Consider the following 24,324-nt stretch of genomic DNA (forward strand, 5'->3'; position numbering starts at 1 on the left):
AAAAAAAGCCATCCGCTACGGCGGATGGCCATCTTTAACTATTACAATCTTATAATTTTCCAATTACCTCAATCCTCTCCTTGGAATGGATAACGATAATCCGTCGGTGTGACGAAAGTTTCTTTGATGGTTCTTGGAGATACCCAGCGCAGCATATTGATCATCGCCCCAGCTTTATCGTTGGTGCCGGATTTTCTGGCGCCGCCAAATGGCTGCTGGCCGACTACCGCTCCAGTTGGTTTGTCGTTGATGTAGAAGTTACCCGCGGCATTTCTGAGCTTTTGGGTAGCTAACTGCGCAGCATAACGATCATGAGAGAAGATCGCCCCTGTCAATCCATACGGAGAAGTCTTGTCCACTAGTTCGAGTGCTTCTTCGAAATGGTCTTCCTGATACACGTAAATGGTCAGCACAGGGCCGAAGATCTCTTCGCACATGGTGGTGTACATTGGATCCTTGGCGAGGAGAACGGTCGGCTCTACGAAATAGCCTTTTGACTTGTCATAATTGCCACCGGCCACGACTTCCAGTCCATCATTCTTGGCATTATCGATATATTTGGCAATTTTATCAAAAGACTTTTCATCGATTACGGCATTAACGAAATTGCTGAAGTCTTCAGGTCCGCCCATTTTGATAGTGGACAAGTCTTCTTGCATGTATTTCTTGACATCTTCCCAAAGATTAGAAGGAACATATGCCCTGGAAGCAGCGGAACATTTCTGTCCTTGAAACTCAAATGCTCCCCGCACAAGTCCAGTGGCCAGTTGCTTGGCATCGGCAGACTTATGGGCGATCACAAAGTCTTTTCCGCCAGTTTCCCCAACTATTCTAGGGTACGATTTATATTTCTCAATATTGTTGCCGATGGTTTTCCAGATGGTCTGGAATACAGCAGTGGATCCCGTAAAGTGTATACCTGCGAACTCAGGATGTTCAAAAATCACCTCACCAGCAGAAGGCCCATCTACATAGACCAGGTTGATAACGCCATCAGGCACACCAGCTTCCCTGAACACTTGCATCAAGACGTTGGCAGCGTAAATCTGGGTATAGGCAGGCTTCCACACGACGGTATTGCCCATCATGGCAGGTGCCGTAGGCAGGTTTCCAGCAATGGCCGTAAAGTTAAATGGCGTCAGTGCAAAGACAAAACCTTCCAATGGTCGCTGTTCCAACCTGTTCCAAACACCATCTCCCGAAATAGGAGGCTGCTGCTTGTAGATGTCGGTCATATATTTGACATTGAACCGCAGAAAATCCACAATCTCGCAGGCAGAATCAATTTCAGCTTGGAAAGCATTCTTTGATTGGCCCAGCATGGTGGCTGCGTTTATTTTATATCGATAAGGACCTGCGATCAGGTCGGCGGCTTTCAGAAAAATTGCGGCTCGCTGTTCCCACTCCATGGTTTCCCAAGCTTCCTTGGCTCCCAAAGCGGCATTGACTGCCTGTTCTACGTGAGACTTGTCACCTTCATGAAAATGCCCAAGTAGGTGTTGATGGTCATGAGGAGGGGACAGTGGTACCTTATTTCCTGTTCTTACTTCTTCACTCCCGATATACATCGGAACATCTATCTCCTTTGAGCGGGCCTCCTGAAGGGCTGCCTGCAGCTTAGCACGCTCTGGTGTTCCTGGCGCATAATCAAAAACCGGTTCGTTCTTTGGTTCCGGAACATTAAAAAAACCTTTTAGCATAATGAATTGAGTTTTATATATTCTGTATGAAACAAATATAGGAATATAGCCTAAAATACCATGCCAAAGTAGGCCTTTGGAGGGATTATAGTATCTTTTTCAATTCCTCTAAATCACTAATGGTATACGTCGCCGTTAGCTCATTGTTTAGCTTGGAAGGGTTAAAAAACACCTGATCGATGGAGGCATTTCTGGCACCCTCGATGTCCGAAATGAGATTGTCACCGATCATAAGGCATTCATCGGGTGAAGTGCCCAATTGGTTCATGGCATATTCAAAAATCCGCTTATCGGGCTTCTTGTGTCCGGTAGTTTCTGATGTGACCACCAGCTGAAAAAACGACTGAATGCCAGAAGAGGTCATTTTCAGCGCTTGGCTTTCATCGAAGCCATTGGTGATGATGTGGAGTTCATATTTGGGGTGAAGATAATTAAGGATTTCTTTTGAATATCGAAAGAGGTGCGGCTTCGAGGAGGTTCGTTTCATAAAATCCTCTTCCATGGCCTTGGGTACTGGCACATCATGTGCACCAAATTCATCAAATATTCTCCTGAAGCGCTCTTTCCTGAGAGTTGCCTTATCCATGGTGCCTACATTATAATGCTCCCAAAGTCCGTAGTTTACCTGAAGGAAAGTGTTGTAGAAGTCATGGTTGGTGGGCACGCCTAGCCCCTCAAGAGCATATATCTCATACAATTCGGATAGGGATTCCTGCACATTACGATCGTAATCCCACAAGGTATGGTCCAGGTCAAAAAAAAGGTGTTTGTACTGTTTCAAAACGTCTGGTTGATTTTATCGATACGGATGATTTTCAATTTTATTAATAGCCAGTTCCCTATTGGAACGCAGTATCTCATAAATCTCCTGATCACGTAAAAGGTTCACATCCTTCTCGATAAACTTAAAAATCTGGTTGATGATATCGACGGCTTCATCCAAAATATAATAAAATGTCCACTGATCGATCCTTTTACTTCCCACCAACCCTGCATTTTTCAAATAGGCCAGGTGCCGGCTTGTTTTGGTTTGGGTAAAGTCCAGAATATGTTCCAGATCGGAAATACACATTTCTTTATTTTGGATCAGGAGGTGGATGATCCTTACCCTTGGCTCTTCGGAAAGTGCCTTAAAAACCCGCATCCCATAATTCAAACTGATATTCTTGAGTCGCATTTAATAACTTTTAACGAAGAAACCTCCCTGAAATTAAGAAAATACAGTGAAAATAACCTATAATAGCAGTTGAATTCAGGGGTAAAAAGCGAACTATTTTACCTTCCCATCGTTTCTTTTAAAAAAGGGTAATTTTGAAAATATCATTTACATATCTTGGTTTCTTTTTATCTTTTGTACTGGTTTTCTTCCTAAGCACAAATACACAGGCGCAGGACACACAGGAAAGAAAAGTGGTACAGCTGTCAGGAATTATCCTTAATGCTGACAGTACCAGTGCTGTTTCCGGTGTGAACGTCTATGTACCCCGTAAAGGAAGGGGAACCAGTTCCAACCAATTCGGTTATTTCTCAATGCCCGTAGCAGAAGGAGATAGCGTGGTATTTAGCTTTGTAGGCCTAAAAAACCAAGTATTCAATGTCCCCATTAAAGTAAATGAAGATAAAGTCAGCTTGATCCTTACCATGGCGCAGGATGAAATTGCCCTTGGCGAAGTAGAAGTAATGCCCTACCCCACAGAGGAAGAATTCAAACAAGCAGTATTAGCCATGAACGTAGAGGAAATGCCCTTGGACCGTGGCAACCTAAGCCCTCAAATGCTATTGCGTTGGGCTGAACAGATGCCTGCGTCGGCCAATGAAAACTTCCGCACCTTCCAAAGTGGCCAAATGCAGCAACTCCAAGATCGCTATGGCCCGAGATCCTTCCCATTGCTTAACCCTTTTGCTTGGGCAGAATTTATTAAATCCATCAAGAGAGGTGATCTCAAGAGCAAGGACTAATGAGCCTAGCTTACTTTGGGACATGACTTGACCTTAACGACAAGCATACAACAGGTAAAAACTTACCTAATCGTCTTATAAGGGTCAAGCATAAAGATTGGGGGATAGTGGCTCGTTCTAATAGAACGCTGATGGTGCAGATGATTAAGATTTGCGTTGATTTTTTTTTCTTTAAATGGAATAGCCAAGTAGTAAAAAAAAGCCCTGAAAGGGCGTAACATCCTTAGCCATGGGCTACGCCCATGATGAACATTTATAGATCACATCTAAAAGTACGGGGTACAGTGGTTACCGAATTTTCCCTATTATGCCCCTAATGTGGTTATCAAATAAGTGGGCTACTTTACGTTACTTCCTCAAAGTCTTAGAATCTGAGTTAAAACCGATTTATGCATATTTCGGGTTTAAACAGGAGGGATGCCTCCAATTTTTTCATTTGCCCCATTTTCAATCCCGTAAGTGCAGGATAGTCATTTGTCAGTAAAGGCTAAGTTTGTACCATGTTCTTTTATTAGCGGGCAATCTAGAGAAGCAACCAACTTCTGCAATAGCCTTAAACCCACAAAAGCAGTATTTTAACTGATGAAAACTATACAACCTTTACCGCGCCCATTTAAGGGTATCGTGCCTCCAATGATCACGCCTTTGGTCGATGAAAACCAACTTGATGTTCCTGGATTGGAGCGATTGATCCATCACATCATCGCAGGAGGTGTTCATGGATTGTTCATTTTGGGGACTACTGGAGAGTCTACCAGTCTATCATATGAAATCCGACATGAATTGGTAAGGCGTACTTGTGAAATAGTGGATGGACGGGTACCGGTACTGGTGGGAATCACCGATACTGCCGCCACGGAAAGTTTGCGATTGGCCGAGACAGCAGCGAATGCAGGAGCTGCCGCCGTAGTGGCCGCTCCCCCTTATTATTTTAGCTTGGGCCAGCCAGAATTGATCGAATACTATGAGTATTTGGCCGAGAGGCTATCCTTACCATTGTTCTTGTACAATATGCCTTCCCATACCAAAATCATCATAGAGCCAGCTACCGTAAAAACACTCAGTCAGTACGATAATATTGTCGGCCTCAAGGACAGTTCTGCCAATAACGCCTACTTCAACAAGGTGATGACCAAAATGAATGATCGACCAGATTTTTCACTTTTTGTAGGACCCGAAGAAATCATGGCCGAATCGGTCCTGTTGGGTGCCCACGGTGGGGTAAATGGCGGAGCCAATATGTTCCCTGAGCTGTATGTGAAGTTATTCGAAGCTGCCGTGTCAGGAGACATGGAAACGGTGAAAAAGCTCCACGGCATCGTCATGCAAATATCTACCAAAATGTATTCGCTGGGACAGTTTGGCTCCAGCTACCTGAAAGGCATCAAAGGCGCCTTGAGTCTCCTTGGGATTTGCAGCGATTATATGGCATCGCCCCTGCACCGCTTTCGGGAAAAAGAACGTGAGGTTCTCGCTGCCCAATTAAAGGAAATTCAGCAGCAGCTTTAGTCATAACACCTAGAAAGACGACCACTTAACCCAACATACCATGCAATTACCCATTATTGACCTGATCATTTTTTTGATTTACATGCTGGGCATCCTGCTCTTTGGAGCATCCTTCTACTTCAAAAAAGGAAGGACAACGGATGATTATATGGTCGGCGGTAGGCGATTGCCTTCTTGGGCCATAGGTATGTCGATCTTTGCGACTTTTGTGAGCAGTATCAGTTTTTTGGCCCTGCCGGGAAATGCCTATCTGACCAACTGGAACAGCTTTGTTTTTAGTCTTTCCATTCCCATCGCAGCACTGATAGCGGTCAAGTTTTTCGTTCCACTGTACCGTGGCGTGAAGAGTGAGTCGGCTTATTATTATTTGGAAACACGTTTTGGCCCTTGGGCAAGGACCTATGCTTCCATTTGCTACTTGCTGACACAGCTGGCCAGGATGGGAACGATCCTCTACTTGCTGGCTTTGCCGATGAACGCATTGCTCGGCTGGGATATTGCCACCATTATCATCGTCACGGGAATTTCGGTTATCATTTATGCTTCCATGGGAGGAATAGAGGCGGTGATCTGGACCGATGCCATTCAGGGGATCGTGCTGATCCTTGGTGCATTGACCTGTTTGGGGATCATTCTCTTTTCCATGCCGGAAGGTCCCATGCAAGTGATAGAAATTGGTCAAACGCATGACAAATTCAGCCTTGGCAGCTATGGACTTAGTGTGACAGAGGCCACATTTTGGGTGATTTTGATTTACGGATTATTTATCAACCTCCAGAATTTTGGCGTGGATCAAAACTACGTGCAACGTTATATGAGTGCCAAAACCGAAAAAGAGGCCATCAAATCCACTTGGTTTGGGAGTAGTCTTTATGTGCCGGTATCACTCCTCTTTTTCTTTATTGGAACGGCCTTGTTTGCCTATTACCAAGTCTATCCCGACCTATTGCCCGAAGCACTTCATGCCAAAGATGCCGCGGACAAAATATTTCCCTTCTTCATTGTAGACGGCCTTCCAAAGGGGCTTACCGGCCTACTGATCGCCTCTATTTTTGCTGCTGGGATGAGCACCATCTCCACCAGTCTAAACAGCTCCGCTACGGTCATCTTAACAGACCACTACAAAAAATACATGAATCGAAACCCCACTGGCAAGGACAATTTCAGGGTACTGACCATCGCAGCGGTGGTCATGGGCTCACTTAGCATTGTGGTTTCCTTGGCCATGACAGAGGTAAAAAGTGCACTGGATGCGTGGTGGGCATTGAGTTCCGTGTTTAGCGGCGGAGTACTGGGCTTGTTCCTTTTGGGCTATTTCTCCAAACATGTCCAACAAACCGAAGCGGCCATTGGCGTGGTAATCGGTATCCTTGTCATTGCCTGGATGAGCCTCACGCCCATCTTCATCACCGAAGGCCCTTGGCTGTCTTTCCGAAACCCTATGCACGCTAACTTGACCATCGTGATCGGTACCTTGGTCATCTTTCTGACTGGATTTCTTCTGTCTAAGGTGTTTCACCGATCACCTCAGTAACTAAACAGCCAATAACCAACATCATACATGAAAGCAACCTTATTATCCAGATCCGTCAAACCCGCTACCGGAAAACCCGTCATTGGCGTGTTTGCTCCTTGTGACCCGCGAATAGATGCAGCCAGCAGGGAACGTAGCACCAACATCATCAAGCACACCGCAGAGTCCCTCGCCGGAAAGATCACGCTTCCGGATGGAACTGCCGCGGAAGTCGTCTACTCCGATGTGCTTATCGATGCTGAAAGCCAAGCGGACCAAGTGGCTCGCCAATTTAAAGAAGCAGGTGTCAGCGTGCTTGTATGCGTGCCGGACACTTGGTCATTCCCGCAGTTGACGACCATTTCTCTGCTCTCCCATTTCCCAAAGGATATCCCTATCAATTTCACCACTGGAAATAGCGCCACCCGTCCAGGAGTGGTCTATACCCATGCCACGTCGGGGGCCATTGCCCAGTACGGAAAACTCACACACATCAATGTAGGCAAGTGGCCCGATGAAGGGCAAAACCCTCAAATGAGCGCTCCTACGCTCCAAGCACTGGTGGACTGGTGCTACGCTGCCGTGACCTTCCAAGGCCTCAAAGGAAAGCGTGTAGTGGTCTTTGGGCATGACTCTATGGGCATGGAGACGGCACTTCCCCACATCATGGAAACCCGGAACCAATTTGGCATAGAAGTGACCAGGCTGGATATGAAGCTCTTGGCGGATATGCTCAAAAAAGAATCTTACGACAAAACAGAACTGAAAAAACTACGAGCTTGGCTGGAAGAACATGCTGGCGACCGCATCGAACTTCCGGAAGGAGAAAAAGACAGCGAGCTGCTGGATCAAAGCCTCGCGCTGTACCTGATCGTCAGAGACCTGATGCGGGAAATAGACGCCGTAGGCGGTGGCTTTATGAGCCAGCTGGAATGGGGATCTGATGACCGCGGCATCCAACTTCCCGTAGCAGACATCATGGAGTCTCTTTTCAACAGTACCTTTGACCACAACGGGCCGAAAGCCGTGCAACCTTTTGCGACGGAAGCTGATGTGCAGGCGCTGTTGACGCAGCTGTTTATGACATGGCTGTCAGGTGGCCATCCTCCGCTTTTTATGGACTTTAGAAAAGCCTGGGACAAGGAAGATATCACCGAACTGGCTGCCCAAAATGGCTACCAACCAAACGGCGACGAACCTTGGCTCCAAAAAGGCTTTGTGGACGGCGTCAACTCGGGTTCCGCCTCTTTCAATTGGGCAGCTGTTCCCGGTACCGAGGAAAAGGAAATCATGAAGAAAATCACCTTCCCCAAAGCGGTGGATTATTTCTATTACTTGGGTAATTCGGTGCACTTTATTTCACCAGGTAATATCAAAGGCCTTGCAGCCAGGTTGGCTTACAGCTCGCTTTCGGGCATGTTTTCGATGATCTGGGATGAAGCGGAAACAGTAGCACTTCCAGTTACCTTGGCCCAAAAAATCTGCGATGGTGCCAACCCAACTTGGCCACATACTTTCGTGGTGCCCAAATACGCATCCATGACCGAATACAAGCAATACGCGCCAGCCAATCACTTCCACATGACCTGGGACCTAGCACCGGCAAGGCTACAGTTTTGGATGGACTTCTGTAATGTGCTTTCGGTGGCTCCGTGGCAAGAACGACCGGCATTTATAGAAGAAACAGACCGCCCAGTGCCATTATTGTACTTACTGAATGGCGGTGAAGATGCTACCAAAAAGCTCAAAGCAGGAAAACACTGATGGTGTACATATAAATTTCACCATTTTGGCCTTGGAATTATTTCCAAGGCCTTTTTTATGGTTGTGAATCCAAGTAATGTCCGCCTGTGAGCCAACCCTTCCGTACCCTGAGCGAAGCCGAAGGGTCGGAGGATTAGCCACAAAGAAGGGAAGGCGCAAAGGGGAGTGGTTGGGGTTTGGAATGCAGTCAGCACCCGTAATTTATTTCCAAAAAGCGTATTGTCTTGGTGACTTGGTGGCTTGTTTTTTTCTGCCCCAAAGATATCCTGAAGGAACCACCTCAGCGTGTGGAGTTGAGTTAAAAAACGCAATGCACCTACTTCCTCAGCACAGCTGGCCGCCCTTAAGCCAAGCCTCCGCACCCTGAGTGAAGCCGAAGGGAGTGGAGGGGCTGCTATTAATAAAATTTAACGCATGATTTTTGTAATTCTTCGGTCTTGGCATCTTGATTTTCATCTTGATTCGTTATTCTTGTAAGCCCGAAAAGTTCATTATGAAAAGTAATCTCCTCATCTTCAGCTTTATTTTGCTGATCGTTTCCTGTAAAAGCATCAACCCTGAAAAGCCAAAATTTTCAGGAGAACCAACCGTATTGCCCGAGGCTATTTCCCGTGTCAATGTTCCCTTGGAAATCCCCTTGGACTATATCGAGCGCAACCTGAACGGCGAGCTCAGTGAATTACTGTATACAGAAAAAGGGCTAAACATGGGCAATGGCATTTTAGCGGACTTGGATGTGAATAGGACAGGTGATATTTCGCTTTCCTCCCTCGGCCAAAACAAACTGGAAATCAACCTGCCACTACAGCTAAAAGGGCAAATCAATATCCAAAAGAAGATTTTTGGCCAGAGTATCTCTACAGCAGTGCCCTTTGACGAAGGGCTTGCACCACGGGTGAGCTTCGAGCCTGTCATCGGCCGGAATTGGGATATCGGCATCTCCCATGTGAACATCGAAAGCTGGGGCAGATCATTGAAATACAATTTGCTGGGTTATGAAATTGACTTTGGCCCAATGCTAAAAGAGCATGTAGAAAAAATGCTCGACGAACAGCTTACAGGAGAAAACCTCAGCCGTATCAGCTTCAAAAGCATGATGGAAGAGACGTGGAAAGCCTATGGAAAACCCGTAAAATTCGAACAGGACGGTATCGATGCGTACATCTACACGATTCCCCACAAGATCAAAGTCCGGGAGCAGTTCACCACGGACCAAAAGCTCAAGCTTACCATTGGCATCGAAGGTGAGGTGTTTACCCAAATTGGAAGTGCTCCGGACATTTCCCCCAGCCCACTTCCCAATCTTTATTTTAACGAAGACAGCCGAAACTATATCGACATCATGCTTCCACTGTCGATACCTTACCAAGACCTGGACAAGTACCTCAACGACATGCTCGCCCAACAGCAGTTTAGGATGGACAGCAAAACAGTCTTAACGCCCAAGGCATTTGAAACGCAAAGCTTTGGGGACAAAGCCTTGGTAAAGGTGGACTTTACAGTCACGCGAAATGACAAGAAAGATATCACCGGCAATATTTATTTGGTAGGAAAGCCCACCTATGATCCTTTGCGAGAGGCCATCGTATTTGAGGACATTGATTTTGACCTGAACACCAAGAATATTTTGGCAAGCAGTGCCAGCTGGATGAAGCAAGGGGCGGTACTGGAAGAAATGAAAAAGTACGCCGTTTATCCAATTGGGGAGTATATTCAAGCAGCCCGGTTAGAGCTCCAGCAACAAGGATATATCGAAACGGATTATGCTTCTTTTAGGGTGAAAAGGCCAGCCTTGGACGTAGAGGGCATTTATACCACCGAAAAAGACATCCGTCTCTATTTACGTTCCAAAGGTGAAATGGAGGTGAAGTTGAAGTAAGGGTTAAAACGCTATTTTGCCCTTATATAAATCCGAAATTGGAAAAATCATCTCGTAGTCACCCCATTGAAGGTTATCATCCTTAACCTTAAAACTTCTAAAATGATCTTCATCTAAGTATTTTTGGATTTCCGGATGCGTAGAATGCTTTAGAAAAGGCCTAAAATCAACTGTCTTTTCTGTTTTGTCTTTGAATAAAATCCTAATGCAAAATTGTCCAACATATTCTGCTGCTTCTATCCCTATAAAAATTGTCCTATAGGCTACAAATTCTTCTCGAACTTTCATTTTAGTTTCCCGGTTTTGTAGCGTGGACATAAACTGGCTCGTGCTCATTTGAATAGAAGTATACGACAATACCTAAATATTCGAAAATCTTGGGCATCCTAAAATACAGGAAGTTTATACCCGTATTCAAAATTCATCAGCTATTACCCAGAGCAAATGCATTTAATATTAATTTCGTGTAGGGCAACTATCATCCGTGCCCCTGGCACTTTACCCCAGTTTGTACATTAAGGAATAACAGCAGCCTGTCGCGGCAAATACTGAAATAGCAAGGACATCAATTGGTTTAGAGGACCAATAAACCGCCGCACCTACCTGCCCAAGTGGGGAGAATGGTTTAATAAGTTTATGTGTATCCGTAACGCAATACTTAGCCTCGGAGAAATGAAGTATTCGCTGTTAGTCCATTATTGGTCCTTTGGAGCATTCGGTTTTGGGACAGTTGATGGGGGCGCTAAGAAAATGAGTTAGCTCGTGCAGTGGACAAGCGAGATCCACTCATTTTTCGCCCTGAACTATTACCACCGCATCAAATCCCCGTAAGTAACCACTCCTTTCTTTTCGGCTTCTTTTAGCAGTTTGATGAGCAGTTGGGCGGTCAGAAATGCATCTCCCGCAGCGATGTGACGGTCGTGGATAGGGATCTTGTAGCGTTCACAGAGTTTATCCAAGCTGTAGTCCCGCAGGTTGATCCGAGAGGGGTCGTAATGGATCCCATGCTCCAGCCTCATCGCTAGATCGCCAGTGTCCACTACTGGGTTATGAAGCTTTCTCAGACCAAAGGGACGGCCTATTTTTTCGATCATCGCTAGATCAAAGCCTGCATGATGGGCCACCAGAATATCACTTCCCAGATAAGGCAAAAATCCCCTTACAAACTCCCTTGGGGAAACTGCGTTCCTTGGTTGGACGATTTCGTGGATTTTAATGCTGGAGGCGCTCTTTTTCTTCGAATGCACAAATTGCTCCCGTGAACTCTGGACCAAGATCCGGTTGTTCGTGATTTTTATACCCCCAAAGGCCAGAATATGGTCTTTTTTTGGATCCAATCCAGTAGTCTCGGTGTCCACTACCACAAAAGTCAATTCACTTATAGGCAATTTCTTTGAAATTGGCTTTGTGAAATGCTCCTCATAATGCTTTACCATTGCGGACTTCATCGGCCGCTTTCTGAAAATTTGCCACCAGCTCATTTGGGAATATAATCGGTTTGAAATCGGACGGTCAGCACTTCTTGTAGTTGATGGATGGGTGCAAAGGCGTTTTTGAGCAATTGCCGCTGCAGCTTGCCCAGTGACCGTGGTGTGATGTACCGCCCGGATGTGCCACTGGCGATGCCCTCCAAAGCCCTCAGTCGCAAAAATATCTCATACGCACTGGCCGCCTCTTCATAAAGCGCTGCATTCTGCGGTTCCAGCGTAGCGAGCTTCTCAAAACGATCAAAGGTATTGTTGATGCCCAGTACCTTATGGCTAAGAATCAGCAGCCGTGCCGCATCTGCCAAGGGCATCATTGCCCGCAGCTTAATATCAAACTGATCCTTATGCTCTCCTGATTTTTCGACGATGAAGTTCTTGAAAAACCCGAGTGGAGGAGGATTGAGCAAAGCGTTTTTTGCCAAAAATCCCAAAAAGGTTTTACGCTCTTCAATGACTTGATAGATATGATGCGTCATCTCTTCTGCTAGGGACGTAGTACCATAAACGGCCCTAAAATCAAAGAAAATCGTCGCTTTCATCAAGGAAACCTCATCTGGTAGGTTTACCCAATGGCTAAAATAGTCCTTCCACACAGAAAGTGGCTGGCACCATTCAGGGTTGTTGGCCATCACCTCACTGGGACAGGGATGAAAGCCACAGGCAATCAACGTCTGGATGACCTCTTGGGACAGTGCTTCAAAATACGCTTTGGTACGTGGCAATTTATCATTCTCTACGTCTCCAAAGACCAGGGCATTGTCCAAGTCGGTTCTCAGTAACTGCTCCTGTCGGCCTTCACTTCCCAGTGACAGGAAGCAAAACGGGACCTTGCACTCTTCTGGATAATCCTTGTCCACCTTCTCTTTCGCCAGTAGGACGGCTCTTTTTATAATCACATCATTGATCTCTGACAAGATACTCGCAACAAAATCAATGGCCACTTCATTTTCCAAGAAGTAGCCCAACAAGGTCTCTGCACGGTCGCGGATGCCCTTCATTTCCTGCACATCCCAAGTATTCATGAGCCCATGAATGAGCACCGCAGGACTGTTGCCATGCGAAAGGAACACGTCATGATCCGAGACGATACCGGTGATTTTGCTACCGTCTGTACCATCTTCCGTTAGGATCAAATGATGCAGGTGATTCTTGATCATGGTCAGGTAAATGGTAGGGAAATCAGATTGATGGTGCACGGTCCTCACCGGGCTGGTCATCACCTCTTCCACTTTCACTTCGAAGGGAATTCCTGCGGCCACCACGCGGTTACGCATATCCTTATCGGTAATAATTCCAGTTGGGAAGCCATCACTATCCACAATCACAATCGATCCCACGTCTTTCTCCTGCATCAGTTGCGCAGCCTTTCCTATGGATGTGCCGTGGTCACAGCTGAGTACTTCTGTGGGAAAATTCAGGTTGCCTTTCTCCATAAACAGGGAAAGGCCATGGTCTGAAGTGGCATCCTTGAGCAGCTTTCTGGCTTTTTGGGACTGGGACAGGTCTGTGCGTACGACCACCTGTCCTGCCGCAAATCCCGCCGCAAAGTACAGGCTGACCTCACTGTTCTCCTTCAGCACCTTATCAAAAACATCTACTGGAACAGCATAAAGCAGACTGTCTTCTGCCACATAGCCGTTGAGCACGTAAGGACGTCGACCGAGCAAAGCCAGTACTCCAAAAACCTCTCCTTCATCACAATAATCTTTGACCACCATTTTTCCAGCATCTTCCTCTGTGAGATAGACGGAGCCTTCCTTCAGCACAAAAAAGTGGGGACTGGCCGGGTTGCCTTTTTTGAATATGTATTCTCCTTTGGTATAGTACATCAGCTCCACCTCCCGTGCGACATCGGTTAACAATTCATCCGAAAGAAAACTGAATGGTGGGAATCGGTGGAGAAATTCCTTTACCCTATTGACAATGACATTGGACATGGTTATTTGGAAAAGGGCTGAATTTAACCCGGATTATGCGTTAGGAATTGTAGTGAGAGCTGAGATTGCAAGAAAATCAGTTAGTTTGGAGGCATTAGCGTAGCACCGCTACGGTTATGCCGAAAACTAAAGTGAAACGGCTGATTTTGAAGCAGTTTAAGGTCGCAACAGATAGGCTAATGCATATTCCGGGTTTAACGGTGTATAGCCCGATTAGGCAAGCAATCTACTCAAAAAGTACCGAAAGGAAAAAAATGGTATTGAGTTATGGGATTTGAGACGTGAGATATGAGAAAAGTACAGTGTTGTGCTGGGTCTCTGCCCCAGCCCTGACGAGCTTGGAGCCGCTGACCCCATTCTAAAGCATTAGTAACCTCAGTTCGATTATAAAACCGTCACTGCGAGGCTTAGAGGGGGCTCTGAGCGGGTGGAAGCCGTGGCAGTCTCAGAATTTGGGGATTGCCACACCCTTTTCCAACCCACATCCTCCTAAAAAGGGTTCGCAATGACGCTTTTTATACTAAAATTAAGTCGAGCTCAGGTTAGTACTTTACAAAAATCGACTCACAGGTTTTAGCTTTGGGCAGTTCCGGTATTTTTTTTATCCTTATAAAAGTAAAAAAGCCGTTCCCGGAAAGGAGCGGCTTTAACTATTTTTTAACTTGGTGATCAGCTTTATTCCACTCTTCCTTCGATGATATCCTCTACTACAGCAGGATCCAGCAAGGTGGATGTATCGCCCATATTGTCGAAGCTGCCTTCAGCTACTTTTCGCAGGATACGACGCATGATCTTCCCTGATCGGGTTTTTGGCAAGCCTGGTACAATCTGGATTTTATCCGGCTTGGCGATCGGGCCGATGCTCTTCGTAATGGTGTCTTTGATTTCTCCTATGAGGTTTTCTTCTGTCCTGTTTTTCAGGTCGCAGATCACATAGGCGTAGATTCCCTGTCCTTTGACTTCATGTGGATAGCCCACTACCGCTGATTCGATCACTTTAGGGTGCTCGTTAATGGCATTTTCGATTTCTGCAGTCCCCATTCGGTGTCCGGACACGTTGATCACATCATCTACCCGACCTAGGATCCTGTAGTACCCATCATGGTCGCGCTTCACTCCATCACCGGTAAAATACATCCCTGGATAAGTAGAAAAGTACGTCTGCTTGCACCGTTCATGGTCACCATAGGTAGTTCTCAGCATTCCCGGCCACGGAAACTTGATGCAGAGATTTCCTTCAACAGCTTTTCCCTTCAGTTCTTTACCCTCTGGATCGACAATGGCCAGCTGCACTCCTGGGAGGGGCATCGTCGCATAAGCAGGCTTGTTGGGTGTGATCCCTGCGATCGGGGAAACCATGATCCCGCCCGTTTCGGTCTGCCACCAAGTATCCACGATAGGGCATCGGTTTTTGCCAATGTGGGTGTGGTACCAGTGCCAAGCTTCTTCATTGATAGGCTCTCCTACCGATCCCAGGACTTTTAAGGAATCCAGTTTATAGGGTTCTATGGGCTTGGTACCATGCGCTTCCAGTGCACGAATGGCCGTAGGGGCGGTGTAGAACTGGTTGACTTGATACTTGTCCACGATGGCCCAAAACCTCCCTGCATCAGGATAAGTCGGCACACCCTCAAACATGATGGAAGTAGCTCCCGCCAATAGCGGTCCATAAACAATATAGGAGTGGCCTGTAATCCATCCGATATCCGCTGTACACCAATAAACGTCACCGGGAGAGTATTGGAAAACATTTTCAAAGGTGTATTTAGAATACACCATATAACCACCTGTGGTGTGTACTACTCCTTTTGGCTTACCTGTAGAACCGGAGGTGTACAGGATGAACAACATGTCCTCACTGTCCATTACTTCGGCTTCATTGGTATCCGGCTGCCCTTCGATGACATCATGCCACCAAATGTCGCGGCCTTCCACCATGGTCACGTCCTGCTTGGTTCTTTGATAGACAATTACCGTTTCTATGGTACTTGTTTTCTCCAATGCTTCGTCCACCAAATCTTTGACCGCTATCTTTTTTGTTCCCCGGAAGTTCCCGTCTGAGGTAAGCACTACTTTGGCTTCACAGTCATTGATTCTATCTGCCAGTGCAGAGCTGGAAAAACCGGCAAAAACCACCGAATGAACCGCACCAATACGCGCACAGGCGAGCATCGCAATGGCCGCCTCTGGCACCATCGGCATATAGATGATGACCTTGTCTCCCTTTTGGACTCCCTTCGCCTTTAGCGCATTGGAAAACTTGCAGACCTCATGGTAAAGCTGGCGATAGGTTAGTGTTCTGCCTTCCTCATTGGGGTCGTTGGGTTCCCAGATAATAGCCGGGCGATCGCCCATGATAAACAGGTGGCGCTCTAGTATATTTTCGGTGATATTGACTTTCCCATTGACAAACCACTTCACATCAGGGCCTTCAAAGTCCCATTCCAGCACTTTGTCCCATCGTTTTTTCCAGTGAAAGGAATCGGCGATCCGTGCCCAAAACTGTTCTGGCTCGGCTACGCTTTTTTGATACTCATGAAAGTAACCACTTAAGGTGTGAATTCTATCACTCATCGTCTAATTATGGTTTTAGGTTTTATTATTAATTCGATTTTACTGCATTGTACGCTACTAGTATAACGAATTATTTCTATCAACTTATCGAACGTTTGGTAAATATTTGCAGAAAGACCAATTTAATATCCAATAAATATGCTTTGCTAAATCTAAGCAATTAATTGATGTTTTCTAGGTAAAAAAAGGAGGATTTAACCAATAATGTCCCATTAAGAAGCCCTTACCGTCCCCATCTAATTTCTTTAACCTGAGTCCGATAATAAAATTGATTATCAATCCGTCATTCGAAGGCAGCGACAGCTGTAGGGACCGTTGTTCCGACAGCTATGCTGCGGAACCACTAGTCTTGAGTTTTTAACTCAAATCCACTTACTATTTCCAAGCTAATGCCCTTGTGCCTGTCCTGCGCCTCTTGGGATTCGGATGTCTTCTACCATCTCCTGCACCGCTTCTGGTGGTGCAGGTGTTACCCTGGACACTCCAAAACTCACTAGGAAGTTTAGCACCATCCCAATAGACCCGATGCCTTCAGGAGAAATCCCAAACCACCAATGCTCAGGCGCGAGACTTTCGGCAGGAATGCCAAACAGATCCGTCCCGAACTTGAAGTAGATGATGTAAGAAAGGGTAAATATCAAGCCCACCAGCATGCCCCAGATAGCACCTTCCTTGTTCATCCGCTTGGAGAAGATCCCCATAATAATCACCGGAAAAAAAGATGCCGCCGCTAAGCCAAAAGCAAAGGCCACCACTTCAGCCACAAATCCGGGAGGATTCACCCCAAAATAACCCGCCACGATCACCGCCACGGCGGCGGCCACTCGGGCGATGAACAATTCCTTTTTATCAGAAATACCGGGGTTGAAGTTTTTGGCCAGGTCCCTGGAGACAGATGTAGAAATCACCAGTAGCAAGCCTGCAGCTGTGGAAAGTGCTGCGGCCATCCCTCCGGCTGCGACCAAGCCTACCACCCAATTGGGTAGCTGGGCGATCTCTGGATTGGCAAGTACCATGATGTCTTTGTCAATGGTAAATTCATTCTTGTCTGGATCCGCGACGTATTGTACCACGCCATCTTGGTTCTTGTCATTGATCTTGATCAGCTGTGTTTGCTGCCAGTTGTTGACCCACTCTGGAAGGTCATCGATGGGCTTTTCTGAAACGGACTCTATGGCATTGTAAATACCAAAAGCGGAAATTGCCGGAGCCGTGGTATAGAGAATGGCTATGAATACCAAGGCATATCCTGCGGAAAGCCGTGCATCTCTTACCCTTGGCACAGTAAAGAATCGGACAATCACATGTGGAAGCCCGGCCGTTCCCACCATAAGGGCCAGCGTGATCGCAAACATGTCTGCCATGGATTTCTTGCCAGTGGTATAGGCATGAAAACCCAGGTCTGTCAGCACCCCGTCCAGCTTGTCCAGCAAGTACGTCCCGTCTTCTACGGTTCCGCCCAGACCCAATTGTGGAATCGGATTGCTGGTCAACTGCATGGAGATAAATATCGCCGGGACCATAAAAGCAAAGATCAGCACGCAGTATTGAGCCACTTGGGTGTAAGTAATGCCTTTCATGCCTCCCAAAACGGCGTAAAAGAACACGATGCACATCCCGATGATCACTCCCGTATTGATGTCCACTTCCAGGTACCTGGAAAAGACAATGCCCACGCCGCGCATTTGGCCGGCTACATAGGTAAATGAAATGAATATGGCACAAAAAACAGCCACCACCCGGGCTTTATTGGAGTAATATCGGTCGCCCACAAAATCAGGTACGGTGAATTTTCCAAATTTGCGCAGGTAGGGTGCCAGCAATAGCGCCAACAATACGTAGCCTCCTGTCCAGCCCATGAGATAAACAGAACCGTCGTAGCCCATAAAGGAAATCAATCCTGCCATGGAGATAAAAGAAGCCGCAGACATCCAGTCAGCGCCGGTTGCCATGCCGTTGGCCAAGGGAGAAACGCCTCCACCGGCCACGTAGAATTCTTTGGTAGAACCTGCCCGGCTCCAGATCGCAATGCCAATGTATAGGGCAAAAGAAAGCCCTACAAGTATATAAGTCCAAGTTAAAATATCCATTGTTGAGAAGGTTGTGGTTGGGGAAAGTGGTAAAAATTATTCGTGTACATCAAATTCGCGGTCTAGCTTATTGAGCAGCCAGACGTACACAAAAATCAAGATCACAAAAACATAAATGGCTCCTTGCTGTGCAAACCAAAAGCCGAGCTTAAAGCCCCCTAGTTGCACCTTGTTTAAAACATCGACGAGCAAAATGCCACATCCGAAGGAAACGGTAAACCAAACAGCCAAAAGGGAAAGTAAAATCTTTACATTTCGCCTCCAGTAGGCCTTCATTTTTTCTTGTTGACTCATGTCAGGCATTGATTATTATGGGTTGTACTGATGAATATGCATGGATAATTCAGAAAAGTAAACGGAGCAATATCCAACCATGCCAATCACAGATGGATTAAACCGATTCTTTTCAGTTTATTAATTAACGATAAAATGCCCGATAATCCAGTGGTATTCAAAATATTTTTTTGCCGCACCATCACACTACAGTACAATCAACAAAGCGGTCTCATCGGTAAATTGTAGCGTTTGGTCACTTGAATACGTATTGGTCAGTACAGCATCCAAATGTTATGATGAAAATTATCCAGTTGAAATTAAAGGTTCTTTCCATTTTAATGGTGGCAACAGTAAGATGCTCTAAAGACTGTGAGCCACCACTTGCTGCCTGTAATGAGGCTCCTCCAAACGATGATTTATGTCAAGCCTACTTTGAAAGCTGGTTTTATTGCAGTTTCAAACCTTTCCTCATGCAGGCAAACTCCTCCTTTTCTAGCTGCCAACATTCTTTTTGGCTAGTATTTCGTCAAACAAGCCTGCCTTCTTGCCTACCCGCTTTTTAATTTCTTAACGCCCAATATCTGCAAGGCGGATCCATTTCATACATAAAAAAAAAAGGCCATGGATTAAAACCATAATTCTCTCAGTGGACGATCCGTGTTGGAACATCTTCTTAACTAAACGACATTGATAAACCGGGTTAAAACGAACCGAAACCAGTTGGGGCTTTCCAATTCGCCGTGTTTTCCCTTATCTTTGGGCTGGACTAGGAAAAGAGACATGTTAAAGAAAGAGCGCTACCAAGCATTTATTGACCATTTTTCCACGCACATGCCTGCAGCCGAGACGGAACTTCAGTATGAAACGCCGTTTCAGTTATTAGTAGCAGTCATCTTAAGTGCTCAATGTACCGATAAGCGTATCAATATGGTCACGCCCGCTATTTTCCGGGATTTCCCTACGCCCGAGCATTTGGCAGCCGCTGACTTTGACGAGCTTTTTCCCTATATCAAATCAGTGTCCTACCCCAACAACAAAACCAAACACCTGCTGGGCATGGCCAAAATGCTGGTGGAGGATTTTGACAGTGAAATTCCGGATACCGTCAAAGAGCTGATCAAACTGCCAGGGGTGGGGCGGAAGACCGCCAATGTCATCACATCAGTGGTCTGGAACCAGCCCAATATGGCGGTGGATACCCATGTTTTTCGAGTTTCCAAGCGCCTTGGACTGGTGCCACAGAATGCCAAAACCCCGCTGGAGGTAGAAAAACAGCTGATCAAACACATTCCCAAAGAACATATCCATGTGGCTCATCACTGGCTGATCCTACATGGCCGCTATGTCTGTTTGGCCAGAAGCCCGAAGTGTGCCGAGTGTGAGATCACGCACTTTTGTCGGTATTATGAAAAGAACCAAGCCAAAATAGAAGCTGAAAAAGACTTGCTTCCCAAAAGAAAATAGCCATGTGCGGGATCAACCTGGCAATGAATTTTTCCGAAAGTGGGAAAACCGCCATTCAGCAAATGATGAAGGCTACCGCGCACCGTGGCCCCGACCTTTCTGCTTGGTGCAAAATCAACGACCAGTTATTCGTGGCCGGAAACCGTCTGAAGACCGTGGACCTGGGTGATTGGTCCAACCAACCAGTGCAAATAGATGATGGTGCATTTACGCTAGTCTGGAACGGTGCCATTTACAATTCCGACGATCTCCGAAATCAACTTTTACAGGGAGGCGTGGCATTCGAAAGCCGCTCCGACAGTGAGGTGCTGCTGCAATGGCTAAAGACCCATGGAGCTTCTGGGGTGAAAGCGCTTCAGGGGATGTATGCGTTGGTTTTTGTTCATAGGGAAAGCAAAGAAGTCATCATCGCCAGAGATCCGCATGGCAAAAAACCACTGTACTACTTTCACCATAACAACCGTTGGCTCCTTTCATCCGAAGCACGTGGTATCCTTGCTTCTGGACTTACCCCAAAGCGGCTGGGCAGTGGCCAGTTGGTGCCCTACTTTTACTCCAGGCACAGCTTTCCGGACAAAAGTTTCTTCCAGCAAGTCCAGCAGATTTTGCCAGGCAAAGTACTCCAACTGGATTTTGAGGGAAATATTACCGGGGAGTTCCAAACGGAAATCCCCTCACATCACCAAAAATTGCCCGATAAAGAAGATTTCCGGTCCTTGCTTACCGATGCGGTATTGAAACACTTTCAGGCGGATGTGCCGGTGGGTGTGCTGCTGAGCGGAGGAGCGGACAGTAGTTTGCTTTTGCAATGCTGGGCACAGGAAACGGACATTCCTCTTCCTACTTTTACGGTGAGCTTTGAGCAGAAGTACCTGAAAAAATACCCCGATCCGGTCTATGCACGTAAAGTAGCGGAGAAATACCGCTGTGCACACCATGAAGTCTTGGTCACTCCAAAGCTTCTGCTGCAGCATCTGCCGGAATATATTGCCTCGCTGGATCAGCCAATAGGGGACAGTGCAAGTTTCCTCAGCTGGATGATTGCCAAGGAGGCCAAAAAGCATGTTCGTATCCTCATCAGCGGTGCCGGTGCAGACGAGCTCTTCAGCGGGTATAACCGACACGAAGCATTCAAACACTATCTACAGCACAAAGCACTTGTATTAAATGCGGCCAAATCCATCGGAAACTTTCCGTTCCTGGGCCGACGGTTCAAGAAATTGGCCAAGGGGATAAGGGAAGATGAATCCACTACTTTCTTGAATTTCAGTTCACTTGGTACCATTCCAGAAGAGCACCTTAGCGCATTTGCTGCCTATTATCCCAGTGGCCTTACTCCTTACAAGGCTGCCTTGGAGTGGGACCGTAGCTATTACCTCGTCAATGATGTCCTAAAAATCCATGACAATGCCCTGATGGCGCATGGGGTGGAAGGCCGTGCCCCCTACTTGGATGAAGCATTGGTCAGCCTGAGCAAATCACTTTCCGAAGAACAGCACCTCGCCCTAAAACCCAAAGAATGGATCAAAGCCCTCTTGGCAGATGGCGGACAAGGTAAAGTCGCTTCTCGCAAAAAAACCGGCTTTGGCTTACCCTTACGGGAATGGCTGGAAGAAGATAAGGAACTCCAATCTCTGGTATTTGAAACAATCAAAACCTTTGCCCAAGAGCATCAGCACACTATTTCTGAAGAAATGCTTACCTTGGCACTTCAGCCAGGCAAACACCTGAAACACCATTTTCTAGAAATCTGGAACCTGTATATCCTTGCTGCTTGGTGCACGTATCATCAACTATGAGAATCATCTACATCCACCAATACTTCGTCACTCCCGAAGAAGGCGGGGCGGTCCGGTCTTATCACTTGGCCAAAGGCTTGGTAGAAGCCGGTATCGATGTAGAAATGATCACCACCCACAATGAAAACCACTACCAGCTGAAAGAAATCGATGGTATCAAGGTTCATTATCTTCCTGTACAGTATGACCACAGCTTTGGCTTTTACCGCAGGGTATGGGCTTTCTATCAATTTGTGCGGCATGCAAAAAGATTGATAAAGCGGCTTCAGCATCCAGATCTGCTTTACATCACCTCTACACCATTGACCACGGGACTGATAGGTTTATGGGCAAAAAGAAAACTTGGCTTACCGTATGTTTTTGAAGTGCGGGACTTGTGGCCAGAAGCGCCCATCCAGGTAGGCATGATCCAGCATACTTGGTTAAAGAAAATCCTGTACCAGCTAGAACGGAACATCTATCATCAAGCCTCCCAGATCGTCGGACTGTCCCAAGGAATCTGTGATTATATCCATGCCGTAGCCCCAGAGAAAAAGGTACATCTCATACCCAATTTTTCGGATGTGGGATTTTTCACGCCGTCCGCAGAAAAAGACCCTGCTTTTCTGCGTAAAATGGGCTGGAGTCCCGATCACCTCACCATAGCATATACCGGTGCCGTCGGAGATGTCAACGCTGTGGATGAACTGGTCAAATTGGCTGATCTGGCCCAGCGAGAGGGGAAGAACTGGCAATTTGCGATCATGGGAAAAGGCAAGCAGTTGGATACCATCAAAGCCGAATCCAATCGGTTGGAGCTAAAAAACCTGCAGTTTCTGCCATTTGGGAGCAAAGAGCAGGTCAGAAAATTGCTTAGCCACACTGATCTGTCATTCATTTCCTTTGACGATTTGCCCGTCCTGGAAACCAATAGCCCCAACAAATTCTTTGACGCCATCGCGATGGGCAATGCCATCCTGATCAACCATGAAGGCTGGGTTTGGCACCTTGTCAAAGGTCATGGCCTCGGGATATTCTTCGATCACAAAAAACCACTGAATACGCTGCAAGAACTGGAAAAATGGGAGCAAAACCCTGAACTGCTAGCCAGCATGAAGCTACGCTCAAGACAATTGGCCACAAGCCGATATTCCGTACCCATTGCAGTCGAAAAATTGTTGAAGGTAATTGGAGGTGATTAACCCGGAATATGCATTAGCCTATCTGTTGCGACCTGAAACTGCTTCAAAATCAGCCGTTTCACTTTAGTTTTCGGCATAACCGTAGCGGTGCTACGCTAATGCCTCCAAACTAACTGATTTTCTTGCAATTTCAGCTCTCACTACGATTCCTAACGCATAATCCGGGTTTAACTATTTTGGGGAAATTTCTTTAGAAATTATCAATTAGCAGCATCGTTTTTTTGGAGCAAATTACGTATATTAAACCGTAAAAATGCTGATTTTTAAGCATTTACAAATCCACATGCCTCCTTTACCATGAAAAACACCCTACTCATTTGGTTTTTCTTGCTACTGCTTTTGGCTAGCTGCACTCCCCGGCACCAGGAAAAGGAAACGTTTTCTACAGAACTGGGTGCGGAGAAAATGCAGGCATTGTCCATGCTTATAAATTCATATGGGCGATTTTTGGAGGTGCACTATGCTGATTTCTCCAGCCAAAGGGAAAAGACAAGGCACTTCATCGAGGATGTTTTCCGTCAACGCCCCATTGCGGTCATCAAGCAAATGCCGGGAATCCCTGAAACTCTCCAAGCCATGGAAAGTTCAGGACTTCGAAAGGACATTTATATCTATGAGCATGAAGAGGATAATTATACCAAATACCCCGTCAAGCAGCTTATGCCTTCCAACTTTCCCGATTATTCCTTAAGTAGCCAGCAAGTAAGGTCAAAAGTGCCAAGTCATAATCCGCCATTATTTTCATCGCCTTCTCCGGTGGCAATCAGCAAAAAGACAGCACTTACGTTTAACAAAGATGGACTTTTTATGTATGCTTTGGCCACGGCCAAGCAAGAAGACGGAGCTTATATGGATTATATGAAGTTGCGCTACAAGACATCAAATATCCACCCCTATTTTTCGGCAGAGCGTTTTTTGGACAATCAGCAAGACAATGCGCCATTGTGGTTTGAAGAGCTTTCGATCATCATTGACATCTATTATAAATTGCTCCTGACAGATGAAAGGACACTGGATGGCGGACTGATGAGTTAAGGAAAACGCCAACCAATGTTAATTACTTTCCTATTTGCAAGTGTGAATAACCTTAATGAAAAAAGAAGTCTTAAGTGTAAAGTCCCTAATCTAAATACCAAAGTACTAGTATACCTGACTTTTTGTGGAAGCAAGAGACCCATCAGGGCCAAAAAGA

The 24,324-nt window shown here is 46.3% G+C and carries 19 protein-coding genes; 9 read left to right on the forward strand and 10 right to left on the reverse strand.

All coding sequences use genetic code 11. From position 1 onward, the window contains the following. Positions 1-68 precede the first annotated feature (68 nt). The 3 genes from pruA to DN752_RS12400 form a co-directional block, all read right to left on the reverse strand. On the reverse strand, positions 69-1,700 hold the full coding sequence (pruA, locus tag DN752_RS12390; RefSeq protein WP_112784239.1) for an L-glutamate gamma-semialdehyde dehydrogenase: 1,632 nt from the start codon (positions 1,698-1,700) through the stop codon (positions 69-71). An 85-nt stretch (positions 1,701-1,785) separates the two neighbouring features. Beyond that, positions 1,786-2,481: a YjjG family noncanonical pyrimidine nucleotidase gene (locus tag DN752_RS12395; RefSeq protein WP_112784240.1), complete on the reverse strand. Its 696-nt coding sequence runs from the start codon at positions 2,479-2,481 to the stop codon at positions 1,786-1,788. Between the two features lie 15 nt (positions 2,482-2,496). Next, positions 2,497-2,877 (reverse strand): ArsR/SmtB family transcription factor, encoded by a 381-nt coding sequence (locus DN752_RS12400; protein ID WP_112784241.1) that lies wholly within the window; start codon positions 2,875-2,877, stop codon positions 2,497-2,499. A gap of 134 nt (positions 2,878-3,011) precedes the next feature. On the opposite strand from DN752_RS12400, the gene DN752_RS12405 reads away from it, so the two are divergent. The 5 genes from DN752_RS12405 to DN752_RS12425 all read left to right on the forward strand — a co-directional run bounded on the left by DN752_RS12405 (position 3,012) and on the right by DN752_RS12425 (position 10,324). Next, complete coding sequence (locus tag DN752_RS12405; RefSeq protein WP_112784242.1) at positions 3,012-3,659, forward strand: carboxypeptidase-like regulatory domain-containing protein; 648 nt, start codon at positions 3,012-3,014, stop codon at positions 3,657-3,659. A gap of 582 nt (positions 3,660-4,241) precedes the next feature. Further along, complete coding sequence (locus tag DN752_RS12410) at positions 4,242-5,168, forward strand: dihydrodipicolinate synthase family protein (protein WP_112784243.1); 927 nt, start codon at positions 4,242-4,244, stop codon at positions 5,166-5,168. 40 nt (positions 5,169-5,208) lie between these two features. Further along, the gene (locus DN752_RS12415; RefSeq protein WP_112784244.1) at positions 5,209-6,702 is read left to right on the forward strand and encodes a sodium:solute symporter; all 1,494 of its coding nucleotides are present in this window, start codon (positions 5,209-5,211) and stop codon (positions 6,700-6,702) included. Between the two features lie 27 nt (positions 6,703-6,729). Next, positions 6,730-8,445, forward strand: a complete 1,716-nt coding sequence (locus DN752_RS12420; RefSeq protein ID WP_112784245.1) for a hypothetical protein — start codon at positions 6,730-6,732, stop codon at positions 8,443-8,445. 493 nt (positions 8,446-8,938) lie between these two features. Next, on the forward strand, positions 8,939-10,324 hold the full coding sequence (locus DN752_RS12425) for a DUF4403 family protein (RefSeq protein ID WP_112786528.1): 1,386 nt from the start codon (positions 8,939-8,941) through the stop codon (positions 10,322-10,324). A 3-nt stretch (positions 10,325-10,327) separates the two neighbouring features. On the opposite strand, the gene DN752_RS12430 is transcribed toward DN752_RS12425, so the two are convergent. From DN752_RS12430 to DN752_RS12460, 7 genes are all read right to left on the reverse strand, one after another. Further along, positions 10,328-10,612, reverse strand: a complete 285-nt coding sequence (locus DN752_RS12430) for a DUF2442 domain-containing protein (protein ID WP_112784246.1) — start codon at positions 10,610-10,612, stop codon at positions 10,328-10,330. A 1-nt stretch (position 10,613) separates the two neighbouring features. Next, positions 10,614-10,709 carry a DUF4160 domain-containing protein gene (locus DN752_RS12435; RefSeq protein WP_245949201.1) on the reverse strand — a complete coding sequence of 32 codons (96 nt, stop codon included), beginning with the start codon at positions 10,707-10,709 and terminating at the stop codon, positions 10,614-10,616. Between the two features lie 421 nt (positions 10,710-11,130). Next, positions 11,131-11,805 (reverse strand): 3'-5' exonuclease, encoded by a 675-nt coding sequence (locus tag DN752_RS12440; protein ID WP_245949203.1) that lies wholly within the window; start codon positions 11,803-11,805, stop codon positions 11,131-11,133. After that, positions 11,802-13,748, reverse strand: coding sequence for a DUF294 nucleotidyltransferase-like domain-containing protein (locus DN752_RS12445; protein WP_112784248.1), 1,947 nt, complete (start codon positions 13,746-13,748; stop codon positions 11,802-11,804). The genes DN752_RS12440 and DN752_RS12445 overlap by 4 nt, the downstream gene beginning before the upstream one ends. 675 nt (positions 13,749-14,423) lie before the next feature. After that, on the reverse strand, positions 14,424-16,322 hold the full coding sequence (gene acs / locus DN752_RS12450; protein ID WP_112784249.1) for an acetate--CoA ligase: 1,899 nt from the start codon (positions 16,320-16,322) through the stop codon (positions 14,424-14,426). A gap of 386 nt (positions 16,323-16,708) precedes the next feature. Then, a complete protein-coding gene (locus DN752_RS12455) occupies positions 16,709-18,412 on the reverse strand; it encodes a sodium:solute symporter family protein (RefSeq protein WP_112784250.1) in 1,704 nt (567 codons plus the stop codon). Between the two features lie 36 nt (positions 18,413-18,448). Beyond that, on the reverse strand, positions 18,449-18,706 hold the full coding sequence (locus DN752_RS12460; protein WP_112786529.1) for a DUF4212 domain-containing protein: 258 nt from the start codon (positions 18,704-18,706) through the stop codon (positions 18,449-18,451). Between the two features lie 762 nt (positions 18,707-19,468). On the opposite strand from DN752_RS12460, the gene nth reads away from it, so the two are divergent. From nth to DN752_RS12480, 4 genes are all read left to right on the forward strand, one after another. Next, positions 19,469-20,152, forward strand: a complete 684-nt coding sequence (gene nth / locus DN752_RS12465; protein WP_112784251.1) for an endonuclease III — start codon at positions 19,469-19,471, stop codon at positions 20,150-20,152. 2 nt (positions 20,153-20,154) lie between these two features. Continuing rightward, the gene (gene asnB / locus DN752_RS12470) at positions 20,155-21,951 is read left to right on the forward strand and encodes an asparagine synthase (glutamine-hydrolyzing) (RefSeq protein WP_112784252.1); all 1,797 of its coding nucleotides are present in this window, start codon (positions 20,155-20,157) and stop codon (positions 21,949-21,951) included. After that, positions 21,948-23,132, forward strand: a complete 1,185-nt coding sequence (locus tag DN752_RS12475) for a glycosyltransferase family 4 protein (protein WP_112784253.1) — start codon at positions 21,948-21,950, stop codon at positions 23,130-23,132. Before asnB ends, DN752_RS12475 begins: the two co-directional genes overlap by 4 nt. A 297-nt stretch (positions 23,133-23,429) precedes the next feature. Next, positions 23,430-24,167, forward strand: coding sequence for a hypothetical protein (locus DN752_RS12480; protein WP_112784254.1), 738 nt, complete (start codon positions 23,430-23,432; stop codon positions 24,165-24,167). The last annotated feature ends 157 nt before the right edge of the window (positions 24,168-24,324 follow it).

It is taken from the genome of Echinicola strongylocentroti, from assembly GCF_003260975.1.
Classification (GTDB): domain Bacteria; phylum Bacteroidota; class Bacteroidia; order Cytophagales; family Cyclobacteriaceae; genus Echinicola; species Echinicola strongylocentroti.